The following is a 17,575-nucleotide window of genomic DNA, read 5'->3' as shown; positions in this document are numbered from 1 at the left end:
TGGATCGCTGGGGCATCCAGGAGGTCTACGGCATGCACAACTGGCCGGGCATGCCCGTGGGCAGCTTCGGCATCCGCCCGGGGGCCTTCTTTGCTGCAACGGACCAGTTCGAGATCGACATCGTCGGCCGGGGCGGCCATGCGGCCAAGCCGCAGCAGACCGTCGACCCGATCGTCGCCGCCTCGCAGGTGGTGACCGCGCTGCAGTCCATCGTCAGCCGCAATGCCGATCCGGTCGAGCAGATCGTGGTCTCGGTCACCTCGTTCGAGAGCTCTTCCAAGGCCTTCAACGTGATCCCCGCCAAGGTCACCCTGCGTGGCACGATCCGCACCATGTCCAGGGAAAGCCGGGCCCTTGGCGAAGAGCGTGTGAAGGCCATCGTGCCCTCGGTCGCCGCCGCTTTCGGCGCCAGCGCCGAGATGACCTGGCTGCCGGGCTACCCGGCGATGGTCAACACCCCCGAACAGACCGAGTTCGCCGCCGAGGTCGCCCGGTCGGTGTCGGGCGATTGTGCCGAGGCCGAGATCACCATGGGTGGCGAGGATTTCGCCTATATGCTGGAAGAGCGCCCCGGGGCCTATATCCTGGTCGGCAACGGCGACAGCGCCGACGTCCACAACCCCGAGTACAACTTTAACGACGACGCGATCCCCGCGGGCTGCTCCTGGTGGGCCGAGATCGTCGAAAAGCGCATGCCGGCCTGAGGACTGCTGCCGGGCACGCCTCCGGCGGGAGTATTTTCAGCCTGGTGATGATGCGGGGCGTCCGGCTTTCCGGGCGCCCTTTCGCATGTCTCAGGCCGTGCGGCGGTGGCGCGGCAGCGGCAGCTCGGTCCAGAGCAGGCAGGCGAGGATCAGCCCGACACCCAGCCAGCCGGTCGGGGGCAGGCGCTCTCCGACCACGAGGATCGCTAGCAGGGCGGCGATCACGGGTTCGAACAGCGAGATGGTCGTGGCCTGGCTGCTGGTGATGCGCGACAGGGCCTGGCCGAAGGCGAGGTAGCCGGCGAACATCGGGACCAGCGCCATGTAGGCGCCGACCGCAAGGTTGCCGGGGCTTGCGAGGAAGGGCGCGCCGGTCGCCGCCAGCACCGGCATCAGCAGCAGCCCGCCCAGCCCGAAGGTGGCGCCCATGGCTGCCGGCGCCGCGATGCCCTGCTGCATCAGCCGCCGCGCCGTCCAGGAGTAGAGCGCATAGCTGCCCCCCGCCGCCAGGCCGAGCGCGACGCCCAGGGGCAGGTTCGGCGCCTGTTCGGGTCGGCCGCCCTCGGTCGTTGCCAGCAGCACCATGCCCGAGAGGCCCAAGCCGACGCCGGTTATCCAGCGCGGGCTGAGGCGGCTGCCCTCCAGCCGGGTCTCGATCAGCGCCGCGATGGCCGGGGCCGAGCCGAGGGAGATCACCGTGCCGACCGTCACGCCCGCCAGACGCATCGAGCCGTAGAAGGCCAGCGGAAAGAGCGCCACCGAGAGGGCGCCGATCACCAGCAGGGGCCAGTGGGGGGCCAGCAGGGCGCGTGCTTGAGAGATCCGGCGCAGCGAGATCAGCGCCTGCAGCAGCCCGCCGATGCCCATGGCCGCTGCGCCGATGGCAACGGCGGGCACATCCGGGGCGAAGCTGGCGGCGGTGCCCGTGGTGCCCCATGTCGTGGCGGCGAGCAGGCAGAACAGCACACCGGCGGTGCGGGATGTGGCGGGGGCGCTCATGCGGTCGCCAGCAGGCGGGCGGCGATGGCGCGGGCTTCGGCGACGCGGGCACCGGTGCCGTCCAGACCGGCGCGCGCCATGGCGCCTTCCAGCAGGTAGGTCAGATGGGGAACCAGCGTGGCGGCGCGGGCGGGATCATCGGGCAGCAGCAGGGCGAGGGCCTGCCCCAGCAGGGCGTCGACCTCCTCCTTGTGACGGCGCACGGCGGCGCGCCCCGGATGATCGGCGACCAGTTCCGCGGCGGCATTCAGCAGGCCGCAGCCGCGGAAGCCGCGCCGGTAGGCGGCCTCGGCATGGTCCTGGTAGGCGTCGAAGATGGCCAGCACCCGGTCGGCGGGGCTTTCCGCGCGGGCCGCGCGCTCTGCGTGCAGGGCGAGCCATTCGTCGTGGCGCGCCTCGATATAGGCCGCGACCAGCTCTTCCTTCGAGGCGAAGTTGTTGTAGAGACTCTGTTTCGCCACCCCGGCCCGGCGGGTGATCGTGTCGATTCCCGTCGCCGCCAAGCCCTCGTTGTAGAACAGGTCCGCGGCGGCGCGCAGCAGGCGTTTGCGGGCAGGGCGGGAGGTGGTCTCGGGGCGGGGGCTGTCGGTCGGCATGGGAATCCCTGGGTAGACTGGTCTACCTAGTTATGCGACGCGGCAGCTGTCAAGCCTCGGGGGGCTGCTCGTAGAGTTCCAGTGGCAGCCCGTCGGGATCGGCGAAGAAGGTGAAGCGCGCAGCCGTCAGCGGGTCGGTGCGGATCTCTTCCACCTCGACGCCATGGCGGGCCAGCGCAGCGATTGCGGCGTCGAGGTTTTCGGTGGCGAAGCAGAGATGGCGCAGCCCCTGCGCCTCGGGGCGGGTCGGACGGGGCGGGGCACCGGGGAAGGAGAACAGCTCGATCTGGCCGCCGCCGGGCAGGGCGAGGTCCAGCTTCCAGCTGTCACGCTCGGCGCGATAGGTCTCGGCGATCACCGAGAGGCCCAGCACCCCGGTGTAGAAGGCGCGCGAACGTGGATAGTCGGCGCAGATCAGCGCGACATGGTGGAACCTGGTCAGCATGGCAGCCCCCTTGGCGGCAGGGTAGTGGCAGGCTCAGCCCTCGGACAAGAGGCGGCGATAGATCGCGTTCAGCGCCTCGGCCTCCTGCTCGATCCGGCAGCTTTGCAGCACATGGGCGCGCGCCGCCTGGGCGTAGCCGGCGCGCAGGGTCGCATCGTCCAGCAGCCGGGCGGTGGCCTTGGTCAGGGCGTCGAGGTCCTCGATGTCGACGATGCTGCCGGCGACGCCATCGGGGATGAAGTCCTCGAAGGCGCCGGCGCGGGTGGCAACCACGGGCACGCCGCAGGACATGGCCTCCATCGGGGTCAGTCCGAAGCCCTCCCAGCGTTGCGGCGCGATGTACAGATCGAGGGCGCGGAACCAGCGCGAGATGTCCCAGTGCGGATCCTCGGGCAGGAAGAGTACACGGTCCGAGAGGCCCGCCTGTTCGACCTGGGCCTTCAGCCCGGCGTGGAAGTCCTGGAACTGATCGGTCACGCCGCCCATCATCACCGCCGTGACGCCAGGGCGGTCGGGCAGCAGGCGCAGCATGGACTGGATGAACAGGTCATTGCCCTTCTGCGGGCGGATGCGCCCGAAGCAGCCGACGAGGGTCTGCCCCTCGGGCAGGCCCAGCTCCCGGCGCAGTGCGGCCTTGTCGGTGGCGGGGCAGAACAGCTCTGCGTCGATGCCGTGATGCTGCACCACCGAGGGCACCTCAAGGAAGCTCTGTGAGCGGGCCGAGGTGGCCACCACCGCGTCCATCTGGCGGATCATCCACTTGGTGAAACCCTTGTGGTCGCGCTGCGCCGCCGAGGTGAACATCAGCTTCAGCCGCTTGCCCAGAAGCCGCTTCAGGGCGATCCCGGCCAGCATCTCGTTGTTGCGACGGGCGTGCCAGACCCGGGGGCCCGAGGGGCCGCGCCGGGACATGGTCAGCAGTGCGCGCACCGGCACCTGGGGCACGTCGGCGGGCACTGCGGGGCCACTCGACACGATCGCCATGTCGCGCGCTTGCAACGGCACCAGGCGATAGACCGTCGAGGTCACCCCGGACATGCGTTTCTTGAAGTTCGGCGCGATCACCTCGGTTCGGGCGATATCGGGCTGGGTCATGGAAGGTCTCCCGCTTTGGGGGATACCTATCCCAGCGGGCCGGCGTCGGGAAGGGGGGCGGGGGTGAGCGCGTCCAGCAGCTCTTCGGCGACACGGGTCAGCTGCGAGCCATGGCCGCGCGACAGGGTGGCGGCGGCCTCGGACATCTGCTGCAAGGCGGCCGGGTCCGAGAGCAGGCGCACCACCTCCCGGCCCAGCTCGGAGGCATCGGCGACCTCACGGGCGGCGCCGCTGGCGTCGAAGGTGGCGTAGACTTCCGAGAAGTTCTCGTAGTGGGGGCCGTGCAGCACCGGCGTGGCGAAGCAGGCGGGCTCGTAGGGGGTGTGGCCGCCGACCCTGGCGAAGGAGCCCCCCACGAAGACCAGCGGCGTCAGCTCATACCAGAGCCCCATCTCGCCCAGGGTGTCGGCCAGGTAGACCTCGGCCCCGCGGGGTGCCTCTTTGGCAGAGCGCTGCGCGAGGGAGAGCCCCTCGGCGCGGACCAGCGCGGCGATCTCCGCCGCGCGCGTCGGGTGGCGGGGGATCAGCAGCAGGCGCAGGCCGGGCAGGGCAGCACGGGCCGCGACATGGGCGCGCAGCACTTCGGCTTCTTCGCCCGGATGGGTGGCGGCGGCGGCCCAGAAGGGGCCGTCAAAGGCGGTGCGCAGCTCGGCCAGCGTGGCGGCGTCCACCGGCGGCGGGGCGATCATCGCCTTCAGGTTCGGCCCCTGCGCCACGCTCTGCCGGTCCGCGCCCAGCTCGTTCAGCGCCTCCAGCGTGGCGCGGTCCTGGGTGCGCACCAGCGTGAACTGGCTCAGCAGGAAACGGAAGGTCTCATCGAAGCGCCGCCAGTTCTTCAACGAGCTTTTCGACAGCCGCGCATTGACCAGTGCCAGCCGCATCCCCGAGGCCCGCGCCTGCACGATCATCTGCGGCCAAAGCTCGCTTTCGACGAAGATCCCGGCATCGGGATGCCAGTGGCGGAAGAAGCGGCGCAGGGCGCGTGCGGTGTCCAGTGGTGCGAACTGGTGGATCGCCCGCTTCGGCAGCCGCCCGGCCAGCACCTGCGCAGAGCCGGCGGTGCCGGTGGTGACCAGCGCATGGGCCTCGGGGGCCAGCTCCAGCACCTTCTCGATCAGCGCCAGGGCCGAGACGCTCTCACCGACGCTGGCGGCATGGAACCAGAATAGCTGGCCCTCGGGGCGGGCGCGGGTGGCGCGGCCCATGCGTTCACCCTGCCGTTCGGGGGCGATGCCCTCGGCGGTCAACTTGGCGCGCACGCGCCGCCAGGCCAGCGGCGTGGCCAGCGAGGCGAGGACGGCATAGAGGTGATAGAAGGGCGTCGGTCGCGCCTGGGTCGTCATTTACCCGCCCGTATGGCTCATGTGACGCGAGACCTGCCCGTCGGCACGCTGACGCGAATAGTCGAAGTCGTGACCCTCGGGCTTCAGCCCGATGGCGCGGCGGATGTCCTGTTCCAGCGGGCCGTCGTTGCCCGGATGATTGCGCAGGGCAGGGCGCAGGTCCATCATGTCTTCTTGGCCAAGGCACATGTAAAGCTCGCCCGTGCAGGTCATCCGCACGCGGTTGCAGCTTTCGCAGAAGTTGTGGGACAGCGGCGTGATGAAGCCGATCTTCTGGCCGGTCTCTTCCAGCCGCACGTAGCGGGCCGGGCCGCCGGTGCTTTCGGGCAGATCGGTCAGGGTGTAGCTTTCGGCCAGCCGAGCGCGCAGGTCCTTCATCGACCAGTACTGCCCCACGCGGTCCTCGTTGCCGAGATCGCCCATGGGCATGACCTCGATCCAGGTCAGGTCCATGCCGCGCGTCGCGCAGAACCGGGTCAGGGTCTCGACCTCGTCCTCGTTGAAGCCCTTCAGCGCAACGGCGTTCAGCTTCACCTTCAGGCCCGCCGCCTGCGCCGCATCCAGCCCGCGCAGCACCTGAGGCAGCCGGCCCCAGCGGGTGACGCGGGCGAATTTCTCTTCGTCCAGCGTGTCGAGCGACACGTTCACCCGCCGCACGCCGGCGGCGTAGAGATCGGCGGCGAAGCGCTCGAGCTGGCTGCCGTTGGTGGTCAGCGTCAGCTCGCGCAGGGCGCCGCTGTCCAGATGGCGCGACATGGCCCGGAAGAAGGTCATGATATCGCGCCGCACCAGCGGCTCACCGCCGGTGATGCGCAGTTTCCGCACCCCGAGACGGATGAAGGTCGAACACATGCGGTCCAGCTCTTCCAGCGTCAGAAGCTCCTTCTTGGGCAGGAAGGTCATGTTCTCGGCCATGCAGTAGACACAGCGGAAATCGCAACGGTCGGTGACCGAGACGCGCAGGTAGGTAATGGCGCGCTGGAAGGGATCGACGAGAGGCTGTGTCATGGGCAGAAACTAGGCGCGCGGCGCTCCGCCGACAAGGGATGTTTCGGCGATTGCGCCCTCGGGGGCATGCGATAGGCTGGCGTCATGAAAGTCCTGATCCCGCTTCTGATGATTCCCGCCCTGGCGGCCTGCCAGTCCCCGACCCTGTTCCAGGGGCTGCGCAGCGACCCGCCGGTCGGTGCCGCCGCGCCGGGGGGCGAGAGCTATTCTTCCAGCGGTGAACCCTGGGTGCTGCGGCCTCTGGCCCGTGACGGGTCGGGCGGCGGTGCCGAGGGCGAGGCGGTGCCGACCGCCGCCGCCGCGACACCCGGGGCCACCGGGCTGCTCGGCCGGTCCATCGCCTCGCTGGGGGCCGCGACCGAGCCGGGGCTTTGGGTAAAGACACCCCTGGTCAGCGCCCCGGCGCAGGGGCGGGTGCGGGCGCTGGACACCGGGCGCGAGATCGCGGTCGAGCTGCGCCCCGCCGAAGGCGCCAGCGGTGCCCGGCTTTCGCTGCAGGCGATGCAGGGCCTCGGCCTGCCGCTGACCGCGCTCTCCGAGGTCGAGATCTACGGCGGCTGAGCCTCAGTCGCGCAGGTATTTCCCGGCTTCCTTGCGGGCAAAGCCGCGCATCCCGTCGCCATGGGCATCGAGGAAGGCGCGCACCCGCTCGGCGTCATGCTTGGAGAGATCCCGCAGCCACCAGGCCACCGCCTTCTGGATGAACCAGCGGTCGTCGGCGACATAGTCCGCCGCCCAGCCCAGCACCTTCTCGCGCGCGGCCATCTGCGCCGCATCGGGGTGGTTCAGCCGCGCCAGGCCGAGGGTGATCACCAGCGCCGCGCGCTTGGTCCAGAGGTGGTCGTGGGTGGTCCAGGCGGCGATCTCGTCCAGGCGCGACAGGTCGGCCATGACGCGGCGCTGCCCGGCCATGCAGGCGTGATCGGCAATCGCCCAGGCGTCGAACTCGGGCACCCAGGAACAGATCATCCACCAGGCCTCGGCATCCGAGGGCTTGATCCGCGCCTGGGTCAGCAGCTTGGCCGCCACCACCCGCGCCTCGTGGATGTCGCTCTGCCAGAGCGCCGAGGCCAGCGACAGCCGCTCGGGCAGCGAGAGCGCCCGCCGCCAGTCCTGCGCCAGCTCGTTCAGCACCGGGTTGGCGACGCCGAGGTAGGGCCGCGCGACCTTGTGATAGGCCGCCATGCCGTCGGCCTTCTCGGGCTCGGCATGGGTCTTCAGCAGCTCAAGGGCCGCCTCAAGAGTGGTTGGCGCGCTCATTCCACGGTCACCGATTTCGCCAGGTTGCGGGGCTGGTCGACATCGGTGCCCTTGGCGACGGCGGTGTGATAGGCGATCAGCTGGGCAGGCACCGCATAGAGGATCGGCGCCAGCACCGGGTCCACCTGCGGCATCTCGATGCTCTGCCAGATCCCGTCCTGGGCCGCCGCGATGCCCGCCCGATCCGAGATCAGCAGCACCTGGCCGCCACGCGCCATGACCTCCTGCATGTTCGACACGGTCTTGTCGAAGAGGCCGTCGCGCGGCGCCATGACCACCACCGGAACATGTTTGTCGATCAGCGCAATGGGGCCGTGCTTGAGTTCGCCGGACGCATAAGCTTCGGCGTGGATGTAGCTGATTTCCTTCATCTTCAGAGCGCCTTCCAGCGCCAGGGGATACATCAGCCCCCGGCCCAGGAACAGCACGTCCGTCGCCTCGGCCAGCTGCATCGACAGCGCCTCGGCATGGGCGCCATCGTCCAGCGCACGGCTGATCACGGCCGGCAGGCCCCGCAACGCCGAGGTCAGGTCGGCAAGCCGCTCGGCGCCGATCTGACCCTTCTGGCGCGCCGCTTCCAGCGCCAGCAGCAGCAGCACGGTCAGCTGGCACGAGAAGGCCTTGGTCGAGGCCACGCCGATCTCGGTCCCCGCCAGGATCGGCAGCGCCAGGTCGCTTTCCCGCGCGATCGAGCTTTCGGCGACGTTGACCACCGAGAGCACGTGATCGGCCTTGCCGGCGCAGTAGCGCAGGGCGGCGAGGGTGTCGGCGGTCTCGCCCGACTGGCTGACGAAAAGCGCGGCGGTGCCGGGGGTGATCGGGGGCTCGCGGTAGCGGAACTCAGAGGCCACATCGACCTCGACCGGGATGCGGGCCAGCTGCTCGAACCAGTATTTCGCGGTCAGACAGGCATAGTAGGCGGTGCCGCAGGCCACCAGGGTCAGCCGCTCGATGCCTGTGAAGTCGATCCCGGCGCCGGGCAGGGTGATCTTGCCACCGGCATCGAGATAGTGCCGCAGCGCCTCGCCAAGCACTTGGGGTTGCTCGGCAATTTCCTTGGCCATGAAGTGCTTGTAGCCGGCCTTGTCGACCCGGGCGCTGTCCAGCGTGACCTGCTTCATCGGCCGGTCCACGCGTGCGCCGGCGACGTCGCGGATCTCGATCCGGTCGCGGGTGATGACGGCCCAGTCGCCTTCTTCCAGGTAGGTCAGCTGGTCGGTCAGCGGCGCCAGCGCAATTGCATCCGAGCCGACGAAGTTCTCGCCCTCGCCATGGCCGATGGCCAGCGGAGAGCCCTTGCGGGCCGCGATCATCAGATCCTCTTCGCCGTCGAAGAGGAAGAGCAGCGCGAAGGCGCCTTCCAGCCGGGGCAGGGTGCGTTCGACGGCCTCTTGCGGCGTGAGCCCCTCGGCGACGTATTGCGCGGCCAGCATGGCGACGGTCTCGGTGTCGGTCTCGGTCTCGGCGACAAGGCCCGCCTCGGCCAGCTCGGCGCGCAGTTCGCGGAAGTTCTCGATGATGCCGTTGTGCACCACGGCGACGCTGCCATGGCGATGGGGGTGGGCATTGACCTCGGTCGGAGAGCCATGGGTGGCCCAGCGGGTGTGGCCGATGCCGGATTTGCCCGCCAGCGGGTCATGCACCAGCACGTCCGAGAGATTGACCAGCTTGCCGACCGCGCGGCGACGGTCCAGCTGGCCGGCGTTGACCGTGGCGATGCCGGCGCTGTCGTAGCCGCGATACTCCAGCCGCTTCAGCGCCTCGACGAGGAAGGGCGCGGCCTCGTGTTTGCCCAGATACCCGATGATTCCGCACATTATTCCGCCTCTTTGGCCTGACTGGCCTTCTTGTATTTCAGCATTTCGAACAATTTGCGCGCAAAGCCCGGTTTGTTCACCTGCTTGGCGCGGCCAAGCGCCAGCGCGCCCGGTTCCACGTCCGTGGTGATCACCGAGCCAGAGCCGGTCATTGCGTCATCGCCCACCGAGACCGGCGCCACCAGCATGGTGTTCGAGCCGATGAGGGCCCGCGCGCCGATCCGGGTCTGGTGCTTGAAGACGCCGTCATAGTTGCAGGTGATGGTGCCCGCGCCGATGTTCGTGCCCTCGCCGATCTCGGCATCGCCGATGTAGGAGAGGTGGTTGACCTTGGCGCCGCGATCCAGCCGGGCCTCCTTGATCTCGACGAAATTGCCGATCTTGACGTCCTCGGCCAGCTCGGCGCCGGGGCGCAGGCGGGCATAGGGGCCGATGACGCCGCCGCGCGACACGTGGCAGCCTTCGAGGTGGCTGAAGGCGCGGATCCGCGCGCCGTTCTCGACCGTGACGCCGGGGCCGAAGACCACGTTGGGCTCGATCACCGTGTCGCCGCCGATGAAGGTGTCGAAGGCGAAGTAGACCGTGTCGGGGGCCTGCAGGGTGACGCCGTTCTCCATGGCGTCCGCGCGGGCACGGGCCTGGAACAGCGCCTCGGCGCGGGCCAGTTCAGCGCGGGAGTTCACGCCGAGGGTCTCGGCCTCGTCACACGTGACGACGCCCGAAGAGAGGCCCCGCGCATTGGCCAGCGCCACCACGTCGGGCAGGTAGTATTCCCCGGCGGCATTGTCGTTGCCGACGGCGCTCAGCAACTCGAAGAGCAGCGGGCCGGGGGCGCAGAGAAGGCCGGAATTGCAAAGGGTTATGGCGCGCTCTTCATCGGAAGCGTCCTTGAACTCGACGATGCGGTCAAGGCGGTCCCCGTCCATCACCAGGCGCCCATAGCGGGCCGGATCGGCAGCCTCGAAGCCCAGCACCACCACGTCGTGGCGGGCGCGGGCCTCGCGCATGGCTTCCAGCGTTTCGGGGCGGATGAAGGGGGTGTCGCCGTAAAGGACGATGACGTCGCCCTCGAAGCCATCCAGCACCGAACGCGCCTGCTCGACCGCATGGGCGGTGCCCTTCTGCTCTTCCTGCAGGACGATCTGGGCCAGCGGGCAGGTCTCTTCGGCGGCCTTCGTCACCGCCTCGGCGCCATGGCCGGCGACGACGACCAGCCGCGAGGGATCCAGCGTCAGGCCCGAGGTGATCGCATGGGCCAGCATCGGCGCCCCCGCGATTTCATGCAGGACCTTGGGCAGGTCCGAGTTCATCCGTGTGCCCTTGCCCGCAGCCAGGATCACCAGTGCCGTGCTCATCTTGCCCCCTTGCCCGATCTTTCACCGGGTCAGCTTGCCTGTTGCCATGGCTCCGCGCAGAGAGGCCCGCGCGGCCATCGGCCATTGTTCTTTCTCGGCGCCCGTTTTATCCGAGAACCCAAAGGGCGCAAGGCCACGGGGGTCGGGGCGCGATCAACTTGGGTTTCGCTCCGCAACATTGGCGGCGAAAGCCTGCCGGGCCGGACCCGGGCGGAAGGAGCGCGGATGCGGGCGGTTGTCTTCGATCTGGACGGAACCCTGGCCGATACCAGCGGCGACCTGCTGGCGGCTGCCAATGCCTGTTTCCGCGCCGAAGGGCATGGCGACGTGCTGGGCGCCGCGGATGCCGGCACCGCGCTGCGCGGGGGGCGTGCCATGCTGCGCGCCGGCTTCGAGCGGCTCGGGATCGCCGGGGACGAGGACGAGATCTCGCGCCTCTATCCGCAGTTGCTGGCGGCCTATGCGGCGGATCTCTCGACCCACAGCCGGATCTATCCCGGGGCCATGGAGGCGGTGGAGCGGCTGAAGTCGGATGGTTTCGCGGTGGCGATCTGCACCAACAAGCCCGAGGCCCATGCCCGCCAGCTGTTGCAGGATCTCGGCGTGCTGGCGGAATTCGGTGCGCTGGTCGGGGCGGATACGCTGGCGGTGAAGAAACCCGATCCCGAGCCCCTGCGCGAGGCCGCGCGGCGGGCCGGGGGCGATCCGGGGCGCTGCTGCCTGGTCGGGGATACCGTGACCGACCGCGAGACGGCGCGGGCCGCCGGTGTGCCCTCGATCCTGGTGGAATTCGGTCCTGCGGCTGACCAGATGGCGGCGCTGCAGCCCGAGGGGCTGTTGGCCCATTTCGATGACCTGCCCGGCGTGGTGGCCGGGCTGAACCTGTGAGGGCCAAGGCATGAGCGAGCGTTTCACCGGCAGTTTCACCCAGCAGGAGCCGATCCCCGAAGAGGCGATCGAGGCCGCCGTCCGCGTCATGCGCTCAGGCCGTCTGCACCGCTACAACACCCTGCCTGACGAAGTGGGTGAGGTGGCGCTGCTGGAGAAGGAGTTCGCCGAGCTGACGGGGGCACGGTATGCCTTGGCCACCGGCTCGGGCGGGATCGCGATCACCACGGCGCTGCGTGCGGTCGGGGTGAGGCCGGGCGAGCCGGTGCTGACCAATGCCTTCACCCTGGCCCCGGTGCCGGGCGCCATTGCCGCTGTCGGCGGGCGCCCGGTCTATGTGGAGGTGACCGAGGACCTGGTGATCGACCTCGATGACCTTCAGGCCAAGATCGGCGCGGCGCGGGTGCTGCTGCTGTCGCACATGCGCGGCCATCTCTGCGACATGGACCGGCTGATGGCGATCTGCGACGCGGCGGGCGTCAAGGTGGTCGAGGACTGCGCCCACACCATGGGGGCGGCCTGGAACGGGCAGGCCTCGGGGCGGCAGGGGCTGGTCGGTTGCTACTCGACCCAGACCTACAAGCACATGAACTCGGGTGAGGGCGGTTTCCTGATCACCGATGACGCCGAGGTCGCGGCGCGGGCGATCATCCTGTCGGGCAGCTACATGCTGTACGGGCGCCACCTTGCGGCGCCGGGGCCGGAGGTCTTCGAGCGGGTGAAATACGAGACCCCGAACATCTCGGGGCGGATGGACAACCTGCGCGCGGCGGTGCTGCGCCCGCAGCTGAGGACGCTCGGGGCGCAATGCGCGGCCTGGAACGCGCGCTACGGCGTGGTCGAGGAAGGGCTGCGCGGCACCCCGGGCCTGAAGATCGTCGAGCGGCCCGAGGCCGAGACCTATGTCGGCTCGTCGATCCAGTTCCTGCTGCCCGGCTGGGCCGAGGAGGCGGTGCGCGAGGTCCTGTCGCGTTGCGCCGCGCGGGGGGTCGAGCTGAAATGGTTCGGTGCCGCCGAGCCCCTGGGCTTCACCTCGCGCTACGACAGCTGGCGCTACGCGGAGCATGCGCCGATGCCGCAGACCGACCGGGTGCTCTCGGGGCTGATGGACATGCGCCTGCCGCTGACCTTCAGCCTGAAAGACTGCGCCCAACTGGCGCGGATCATCCGGGCAGAGGTCGGAGCAGTCTACCAGGCCCGGGGCTGAGCGCTTCCTGCCTGACGTTGCGTCCCCTCTGGTCGGGCGTGACCCAGTCGCGCGCCTGCGGCGCAAGCGATCCCATGCGATTTCAGGGTGAAATCGCCGTCAGGCCCGGGGCCGGCGGCGGTCCGCCTGTCCGCGCGCGCCGCTTGACGGCGGGGGCAGGAGCCTCCTAGGGTGAACGAGTGTTCATATGGGAAGGAGGAGCCCGATGTTCACCGCATCGCTCCGCATGGATCTTGGCGAGGACGTGAATGCCCTGCGCGAGGCCGTGCATGACTGGGCCCAGGCCCGGGTGAAACCGCTGGCCGCCGAGATCGACGCCAGCAACGCATTTCCCGCCGCGCTCTGGCGCGAGATGGGGGACATGGGCCTGCTGGGCCTGACCGTCGGGGAAGAGTACGGCGGCACCGGCCTTGGCTACCTGGCCCATGTGGTCGCGGTGGAAGAGATCGCGCGGGCCTCGGCCTCGGTCTCTCTCAGCTATGGCGCCCATTCCAACCTCTGCGTCAACCAGATCAAGCTGAACGGCACCGAAGAACAGAAGCGCCGGTATCTGCCCGGGTTGATCTCGGGCGAACATGTCGGCGCGCTGGCGATGTCGGAACCCGGGGCGGGGTCGGACGTGGTCTCGATGAAGCTGCGGGCCGAGAAGAAGAACGACCGCTATGTGCTGAACGGCAACAAGTACTGGATCACCAACGGCCCCGATGCCGACACGCTGGTGGTCTATGCCAAGACCGACCCCGAGGCGGGCAGCAAGGGCATGACGGCCTTCCTGATCGAGAAGAGCATGGCCGGGTTCAGCACCTCGCCGCATTTCGACAAGCTGGGGATGCGGGGTTCCAACACCGCCGAGCTGATCTTCGACAATGTCGAGGTGCCCTTCGAGAACGTGCTGGGCGAAGAGGGGCGGGGCGTCGCGGTGCTGATGTCGGGCCTCGATTACGAGCGCGTGGTGCTCTCGGGGATCGGCACCGGGATCATGGCGGCCTGCCTCGACGAGGTCATGCCCTATGTCGCCGAGCGCCGCCAGTTCGGCCAGCCGATCGGGAATTTCCAGCTGATGCAGGGCAAGATCGCCGACATGTACGTCAAGCTGAACTCGGCCCGCGCCTATGTCTACGAGGTGGCCCGGGCCTGCGACCGGGGCGAGGTGACGCGCGCCGATGCGGCGGGTTGCGTGCTCTATGCCAGCGAAGAGGCGATGGTGGTGGCCCATCAGGCAGTGCAGGCGCTTGGCGGGGCTGGCTTCCTTGCCGATGCGCCGGTGGCGCGGCTGTTCCGCGATGCCAAGCTGATGGAGATCGGCGCAGGCACCTCGGAGATCCGCCGGATGCTGATCGGGCGCGAGCTGATGGCGGCGATGACATGATCCCTGGAGGCGCCCCTGCCGGTATCGGACGTGGTCGCGCCGCAAGGATCGGCCCCGGGCTGACCGGTCTCGGCGGAGCGGACGGTTCGGACCCGGGGCATGGCGACCCTACCCGGGTCCCACCGGACGGGGCCGCGGCCAGCCCTATATCCGGCTCAGGGCCTTGTCGGGTCGGCGAGGCACGGGCTCTGCCTGTCGCAGGGCGTGGTGACCGGGCAGGTCCGGGCGATGGGATCCGGCACCCCCGGAACCCGGCGCGGCATGTCCCGCGCAAGGAGATGGGAACGAGATGATGAAGACATGGATGATCCTGCTGGCGGCGCTTGCCGTGCCTGCCGGCCCCGCGATGGCGCAGGAGCTGACTTATTCCGACGAGGCGACCGAGTCCTGCCTGGCGCAGGTGGACGAGGGCGGCGACCCGCGCGGCTGTATCGGGCGCTCCGCGGAGCTCTGCATGGAGACCAGCGAGGGGGGGTATTCCACCGTCGGCATGGGGGGCTGCCTTGATCGTGAACGGGACTACTGGGACGGGATCCTGAACGCGCGCTACGGCGCCTTGCGCCAGCGCGCGGGGGACTTCGATGCCGCTGGCGGGCCCGGCGGCACCGAAACCGCCCTGCGCGACATGCAGCGCGCCTGGATCGCCTTCCGCGACGCAACCTGCGCCTTCGAGGGCAGTCAATGGGGCGGCGGCACCGGCGCCGGGCCGGCTGCGGTATCCTGCCTGATGCGGATGACCGGGGAGCAGGCCCTTTATCTCGATACCGCCTGGTCGGAGGGCTGAGGGCAGATGAAACTGGCTTCGCAGATCCTCACCGGCTCGGAGGACTTCCGCGCCAATCTTGCCGCCCATGAAGCCGCGTTGGCCGAGATCCGCGCGGCGGCAGAGCTGGCCGCGGCGGGGGGCGGAGAGAGTGCCCGCGCCCGCCACGCATCCCGCGGCAAGATGTTGCCGCGCGACCGGGTGGCGGGGCTGCTGGACCCGGGCTCTCCTTTCCTCGAAGTTGGCGCGACGGCGGGGCATGATCTTTATGACGGCGCCTCGCCCGGCGGCGGGATCATCGCCGGCATCGGACAGGTCGCCGGGCAGCAGGTCATGGTGCTTTGCAACGACGCGACGGTGAAGGGCGGCACCTATTACCCGATCACGGTGAAGAAGCACCTGCGCGCCCAGGAGATCGCCGAACAGAACCATCTACCCTGCGTCTACCTTGTCGACAGCGGCGGGGCGAACCTGCCCAACCAGGACGAGGTCTTCCCCGACCGCGACCACTTCGGGCGCATCTTCTACAACCAGGCGCGGATGTCCGCCAAGGGGATCGCGCAGATCGCCGTGGTCATGGGCTCCTGCACCGCCGGGGGCGCCTATGTGCCGGCCATGTCGGACGTGACGATCATCGTGCGCGACCAGGGGACGATCTTCCTGGCCGGGCCGCCGCTGGTGAAGGCCGCAACTGGCGAGGTGGTGACCGCCGAGGACCTTGGCGGCGGCGACCTGCACACCCGGCTCTCCGGCGTGGCGGATATCCTGGCCGAGGACGACGCCCACGCCCTCGCTCTGGCCCGCGCCCAGGTGGCGGCGCTGAACAGCGTGGCGCCGCAGGTGACCCGCATCGCCCCTGAGGACCCGGCCTACGACCCGGCAGAGCTTCTGGGCGTCGTTCCGGCGGATCCGAAGATCCCCTATGATGTGCGCGAGGTCATCGCGCGGCTGGTCGACGGGTCCCGCTTCGAGGAATTCAAGGCGCGCTTCGGCGAGACGCTGGTCTGCGGCTTCGCCCATATCGACGGCTGGCCCGTGGGCATCATCGCCAACAACGGCGTGCTGTTCTCCGAAAGCGCCGTGAAGGGTGCGCATTTCGTCGAGCTCTGCTCGATGCGGAAGATCCCGCTGCTGTTCCTGCAGAACATCACCGGCTTCATGGTCGGGCGGAAGTACGAGGCCGAGGGGATTGCCCGGCATGGTGCCAAGCTGGTGGCGGCGGTCTCCTGCACCTCGGTGCCGAAGCTGACCATGGTGGTCGGCGGCTCCTACGGGGCGGGGAACTACGGCATGGCGGGGCGGGCCTACAGCCCCCGCTTCCTGTGGACCTGGCCCAACTCGCGCATCGCCGTCATGGGCGGCGATCAGGCGGCGGGGGTGCTGGCGCAGGTGCGCCGGCAGGCGCTCGAGCGCAAGGGCGTCGACTGGTCCGAGGCCGAGGAGGCCGAGTTCAAGCGCCCCATGCAGGAGCAGTTCGCACGGCAGAGCCATCCGCTCTATGCCTCGGCGCGGCTCTGGGATGACGGGGTGATCGACCCGCGCCGCAGTCGCGACGTGCTGGGGCTGAGCCTTGCGGCGGCGATGAACGCCCCGATCGGGGAGAGCCGCTTTGGCGTGTTCCGCATGTGATGTCGCGCGGGGCGCGCCCGGGGCAGGGGGCGCCGCCCCGGTCAGGCCGCGCGCCCGTCCGACGCAAGCTGACAGGGGCAGGGCGCCGCGCCCGTCCCGGAGGAAGGCAGGATGATCCGCACACGACTGACAGAGAGATTCGGGATCGACCATCCGGTCGTTTCCGCCCCCATGGCCCGGGTGGCGGGGGGGCGGCTGGCGGCGGCGGTCTCGGGCGCCGGGGGGCTTGGGCTGATCGGCGGTGGCTACGGCGAGGCCGACTGGATCCGGCACGAGCTGGCCGAGGCGGGCAATGCGCGCACCGGCATGGGTTTCATCAGCTGGAAGCTGGCGCAGGCCGGCGCCCCGGGCGAGGCCCTGCTGGCCGAGGTGCTGGCGCGCGATCCGGCGGTGCTGTTCCTGTCGTTCGGCGAGATGGCGCGCTTTGCCGCAATGGCGCAGGACGCCGGGGTGCCGGTGATGGCGCAGGTGCAGGACCTGGCGCAGGCGCGCGCCGCGCTCTCCGCCGGGGCGGTGGCGCTGGTCGCCCAGGGCAGCGAGGCCGGTGGCCATGGCGCGCGCCGGGGCACCTTCTCTCTGGTGGCCGAGCTGGCCGACCTGCTGGCCCGCGAGGCGCCCGAGGTACTGCTGCTGGCCCGCCGGTGGCATCGCCGACGGGCGCGGCCTTGCGGCGGCGCTGATGCTGGGGGCTGAGGGTGTGCTTTGCGGCACCGCCTTCTGGGCTTCGGACGAGGCGCTGGTGCCCGAGGGGCAGCGACGGGCGGCCATGGCGGCCTCGGGGGATGCGACTTACCGGTCCCATCTCTGGGACGTGGCGCGGGGGATCGACTGGCCCGAGGGCTTCGACCTGCGCGGCATGCGCACCCCCTTCCAGGAGGACTGGGAGGGGCGGCTTGACGCCCTGGCCGCCGACGCGCAGGCGCTGGCGCGCTGGCGAGCGGCGGCAGCAGAGGGCGATGCGGACATCGCCGGCCCGATCGTCGGCGAGGGCATCGGGCTGCTGCACCGGATCCGCCCGGCGGCAGAGATCCTGACCGGCATGGTCACCGAGGCCGAGGCGCTGCTGGGCGGCGGCTGGCAAAGGACATGAAGGAGGC

At 69.8% G+C, this 17,575-nt stretch carries 18 protein-coding genes; 9 read left to right on the top strand and 9 right to left on the bottom strand.

What is annotated here, in order from left to right:
* A partial coding sequence (locus OS124_RS0118770; protein ID WP_010141433.1) for an amidohydrolase occupies positions 1–704 on the top strand: 704 nt, incomplete at its 5' end.
* A 90-nt stretch (positions 705–794) separates the two neighbouring features.
* Here the strand turns inward: OS124_RS0118770 and OS124_RS0118765 are convergent.
* The 6 genes from OS124_RS0118765 to moaA are packed head-to-tail and all read right to left on the bottom strand — an operon-like array spanning position 795 to position 6,190.
* Positions 795–1,703, bottom strand: coding sequence for a DMT family transporter (locus OS124_RS0118765; RefSeq protein ID WP_010141432.1), 909 nt, complete (start codon positions 1,701–1,703; stop codon positions 795–797).
* On the bottom strand, positions 1,700–2,299 hold the full coding sequence (locus OS124_RS0118760; protein ID WP_010141431.1) for a TetR/AcrR family transcriptional regulator: 600 nt from the start codon (positions 2,297–2,299) through the stop codon (positions 1,700–1,702). The genes OS124_RS0118765 and OS124_RS0118760 overlap by 4 nt, the downstream gene beginning before the upstream one ends.
* Positions 2,300–2,348: 49 nt before the next feature.
* Positions 2,349–2,744 carry an SMU1112c/YaeR family gloxylase I-like metalloprotein gene (gloA2, locus tag OS124_RS0118755; RefSeq protein ID WP_010141430.1) on the bottom strand — a complete coding sequence of 132 codons (396 nt, stop codon included), beginning with the start codon at positions 2,742–2,744 and terminating at the stop codon, positions 2,349–2,351.
* Positions 2,745–2,777: 33 nt separating this feature from the next.
* Positions 2,778–3,839: a glycosyltransferase family 4 protein gene (locus OS124_RS0118750; RefSeq protein ID WP_010141429.1), complete on the bottom strand. Its 1,062-nt coding sequence runs from the start codon at positions 3,837–3,839 to the stop codon at positions 2,778–2,780.
* 26 nt (positions 3,840–3,865) lie between these two features.
* On the bottom strand, positions 3,866–5,182 hold the full coding sequence (locus OS124_RS0118745; protein WP_010141428.1) for a 3-deoxy-D-manno-octulosonic acid transferase: 1,317 nt from the start codon (positions 5,180–5,182) through the stop codon (positions 3,866–3,868).
* Complete coding sequence (moaA, locus tag OS124_RS0118740; protein WP_010141427.1) at positions 5,183–6,190, bottom strand: GTP 3',8-cyclase MoaA; 1,008 nt, start codon at positions 6,188–6,190, stop codon at positions 5,183–5,185. It lies immediately after the preceding gene.
* Between the two features lie 84 nt (positions 6,191–6,274).
* Here moaA and OS124_RS0118735 point away from each other — a divergent pair, with 84 nt between their 5' ends.
* The gene (locus tag OS124_RS0118735) at positions 6,275–6,751 is read left to right on the top strand and encodes a hypothetical protein (RefSeq protein ID WP_010141426.1); all 477 of its coding nucleotides are present in this window, start codon (positions 6,275–6,277) and stop codon (positions 6,749–6,751) included.
* Between the two features lie 3 nt (positions 6,752–6,754).
* On the opposite strand, the gene OS124_RS0118730 is transcribed toward OS124_RS0118735, so the two are convergent.
* Genes OS124_RS0118730 through glmU form a run of 3 tightly spaced genes read right to left on the bottom strand, consistent with a single transcriptional unit; the run spans position 6,755 to position 10,622 of the window.
* A complete protein-coding gene (locus OS124_RS0118730) occupies positions 6,755–7,450 on the bottom strand; it encodes a DNA alkylation repair protein (protein ID WP_010141425.1) in 696 nt (231 codons plus the stop codon).
* A complete protein-coding gene (gene glmS, locus OS124_RS0118725; RefSeq protein ID WP_010141424.1) occupies positions 7,447–9,267 on the bottom strand; it encodes a glutamine--fructose-6-phosphate transaminase (isomerizing) in 1,821 nt (606 codons plus the stop codon). The genes OS124_RS0118730 and glmS overlap by 4 nt, the downstream gene beginning before the upstream one ends.
* On the bottom strand, positions 9,267–10,622 hold the full coding sequence (gene glmU / locus OS124_RS0118720) for a bifunctional UDP-N-acetylglucosamine diphosphorylase/glucosamine-1-phosphate N-acetyltransferase GlmU (RefSeq protein ID WP_010141423.1): 1,356 nt from the start codon (positions 10,620–10,622) through the stop codon (positions 9,267–9,269). The genes glmS and glmU overlap by 1 nt, the downstream gene beginning before the upstream one ends.
* 225 nt (positions 10,623–10,847) lie before the next feature.
* Here glmU and OS124_RS0118715 point away from each other — a divergent pair, with 225 nt between their 5' ends.
* The 7 genes from OS124_RS0118715 to OS124_RS28300 all read left to right on the top strand — a co-directional run bounded on the left by OS124_RS0118715 (position 10,848) and on the right by OS124_RS28300 (position 17,568).
* A complete protein-coding gene (locus tag OS124_RS0118715) occupies positions 10,848–11,510 on the top strand; it encodes an HAD-IIIA family hydrolase (RefSeq protein WP_010141422.1) in 663 nt (220 codons plus the stop codon).
* A gap of 10 nt (positions 11,511–11,520) precedes the next feature.
* Positions 11,521–12,717, top strand: a complete 1,197-nt coding sequence (locus OS124_RS0118710) for a DegT/DnrJ/EryC1/StrS family aminotransferase (RefSeq protein ID WP_010141420.1) — start codon at positions 11,521–11,523, stop codon at positions 12,715–12,717.
* 205 nt (positions 12,718–12,922) lie between these two features.
* Entirely contained in the window at positions 12,923–14,086 is a 1,164-nt protein-coding gene (locus tag OS124_RS0118705; RefSeq protein WP_010141419.1) for an isovaleryl-CoA dehydrogenase, read from the top strand.
* A gap of 289 nt (positions 14,087–14,375) precedes the next feature.
* Positions 14,376–14,870: a lysozyme inhibitor LprI family protein gene (locus tag OS124_RS0118700; RefSeq protein ID WP_010141418.1), complete on the top strand. Its 495-nt coding sequence runs from the start codon at positions 14,376–14,378 to the stop codon at positions 14,868–14,870.
* A gap of 6 nt (positions 14,871–14,876) precedes the next feature.
* A complete protein-coding gene (locus OS124_RS0118695) occupies positions 14,877–16,478 on the top strand; it encodes a carboxyl transferase domain-containing protein (RefSeq protein WP_010141417.1) in 1,602 nt (533 codons plus the stop codon).
* 111 nt (positions 16,479–16,589) lie between these two features.
* Positions 16,590–17,171, top strand: coding sequence for a nitronate monooxygenase (locus tag OS124_RS28305; RefSeq protein ID WP_337459434.1), 582 nt, complete (start codon positions 16,590–16,592; stop codon positions 17,169–17,171).
* On the top strand, positions 17,158–17,568 hold the full coding sequence (locus OS124_RS28300; RefSeq protein ID WP_337459433.1) for a hypothetical protein: 411 nt from the start codon (positions 17,158–17,160) through the stop codon (positions 17,566–17,568). Before OS124_RS28305 ends, OS124_RS28300 begins: the two co-directional genes overlap by 14 nt.
* Positions 17,569–17,575 lie beyond the last annotated feature (7 nt).

It is taken from the genome of Oceanicola sp. S124, from assembly GCF_000220565.1.
Lineage (GTDB): Bacteria > Pseudomonadota > Alphaproteobacteria > Rhodobacterales > Rhodobacteraceae > Pseudooceanicola.
Note: the sequence above shows the minus strand (reverse complement) of the source record. Positions and strands in the feature narration are given on the sequence as shown.

Excerpts from the sequence above, each read along its gene's own strand:
- OS124_RS0118765 (WP_010141432.1), bottom strand. The coding sequence starts at position 1,703 with ATGAGCGCCCCCGCCACATCCCGCACCGCCGGTGTGCTGTTCTGCCTG.
- OS124_RS0118760 (WP_010141431.1), bottom strand. The coding sequence starts at position 2,299 with ATGCCGACCGACAGCCCCCGCCCCGAGACCACCTCCCGCCCTGCCCGC.
- gloA2 (WP_010141430.1), bottom strand. The coding sequence starts at position 2,744 with ATGCTGACCAGGTTCCACCATGTCGCGCTGATCTGCGCCGACTATCCA.
- OS124_RS0118750 (WP_010141429.1), bottom strand. The coding sequence starts at position 3,839 with ATGACCCAGCCCGATATCGCCCGAACCGAGGTGATCGCGCCGAACTTC.
- OS124_RS0118745 (WP_010141428.1), bottom strand. The coding sequence starts at position 5,182 with ATGACGACCCAGGCGCGACCGACGCCCTTCTATCACCTCTATGCCGTC.
- moaA (WP_010141427.1), bottom strand. The coding sequence starts at position 6,190 with ATGACACAGCCTCTCGTCGATCCCTTCCAGCGCGCCATTACCTACCTG.
- OS124_RS0118735 (WP_010141426.1), top strand. The coding sequence starts at position 6,275 with ATGAAAGTCCTGATCCCGCTTCTGATGATTCCCGCCCTGGCGGCCTGC.
- OS124_RS0118730 (WP_010141425.1), bottom strand. The coding sequence starts at position 7,450 with ATGAGCGCGCCAACCACTCTTGAGGCGGCCCTTGAGCTGCTGAAGACC.
- glmS (WP_010141424.1), bottom strand. The coding sequence starts at position 9,267 with ATGTGCGGAATCATCGGGTATCTGGGCAAACACGAGGCCGCGCCCTTC.
- glmU (WP_010141423.1), bottom strand. The coding sequence starts at position 10,622 with ATGAGCACGGCACTGGTGATCCTGGCTGCGGGCAAGGGCACACGGATG.
- OS124_RS0118715 (WP_010141422.1), top strand. The coding sequence starts at position 10,848 with ATGCGGGCGGTTGTCTTCGATCTGGACGGAACCCTGGCCGATACCAGC.
- OS124_RS0118710 (WP_010141420.1), top strand. The coding sequence starts at position 11,521 with ATGAGCGAGCGTTTCACCGGCAGTTTCACCCAGCAGGAGCCGATCCCC.
- OS124_RS0118705 (WP_010141419.1), top strand. The coding sequence starts at position 12,923 with ATGTTCACCGCATCGCTCCGCATGGATCTTGGCGAGGACGTGAATGCC.
- OS124_RS0118700 (WP_010141418.1), top strand. The coding sequence starts at position 14,376 with ATGATGAAGACATGGATGATCCTGCTGGCGGCGCTTGCCGTGCCTGCC.
- OS124_RS0118695 (WP_010141417.1), top strand. The coding sequence starts at position 14,877 with ATGAAACTGGCTTCGCAGATCCTCACCGGCTCGGAGGACTTCCGCGCC.
- OS124_RS28305 (WP_337459434.1), top strand. The coding sequence starts at position 16,590 with ATGATCCGCACACGACTGACAGAGAGATTCGGGATCGACCATCCGGTC.
- OS124_RS28300 (WP_337459433.1), top strand. The coding sequence starts at position 17,158 with ATGCTGGGGGCTGAGGGTGTGCTTTGCGGCACCGCCTTCTGGGCTTCG.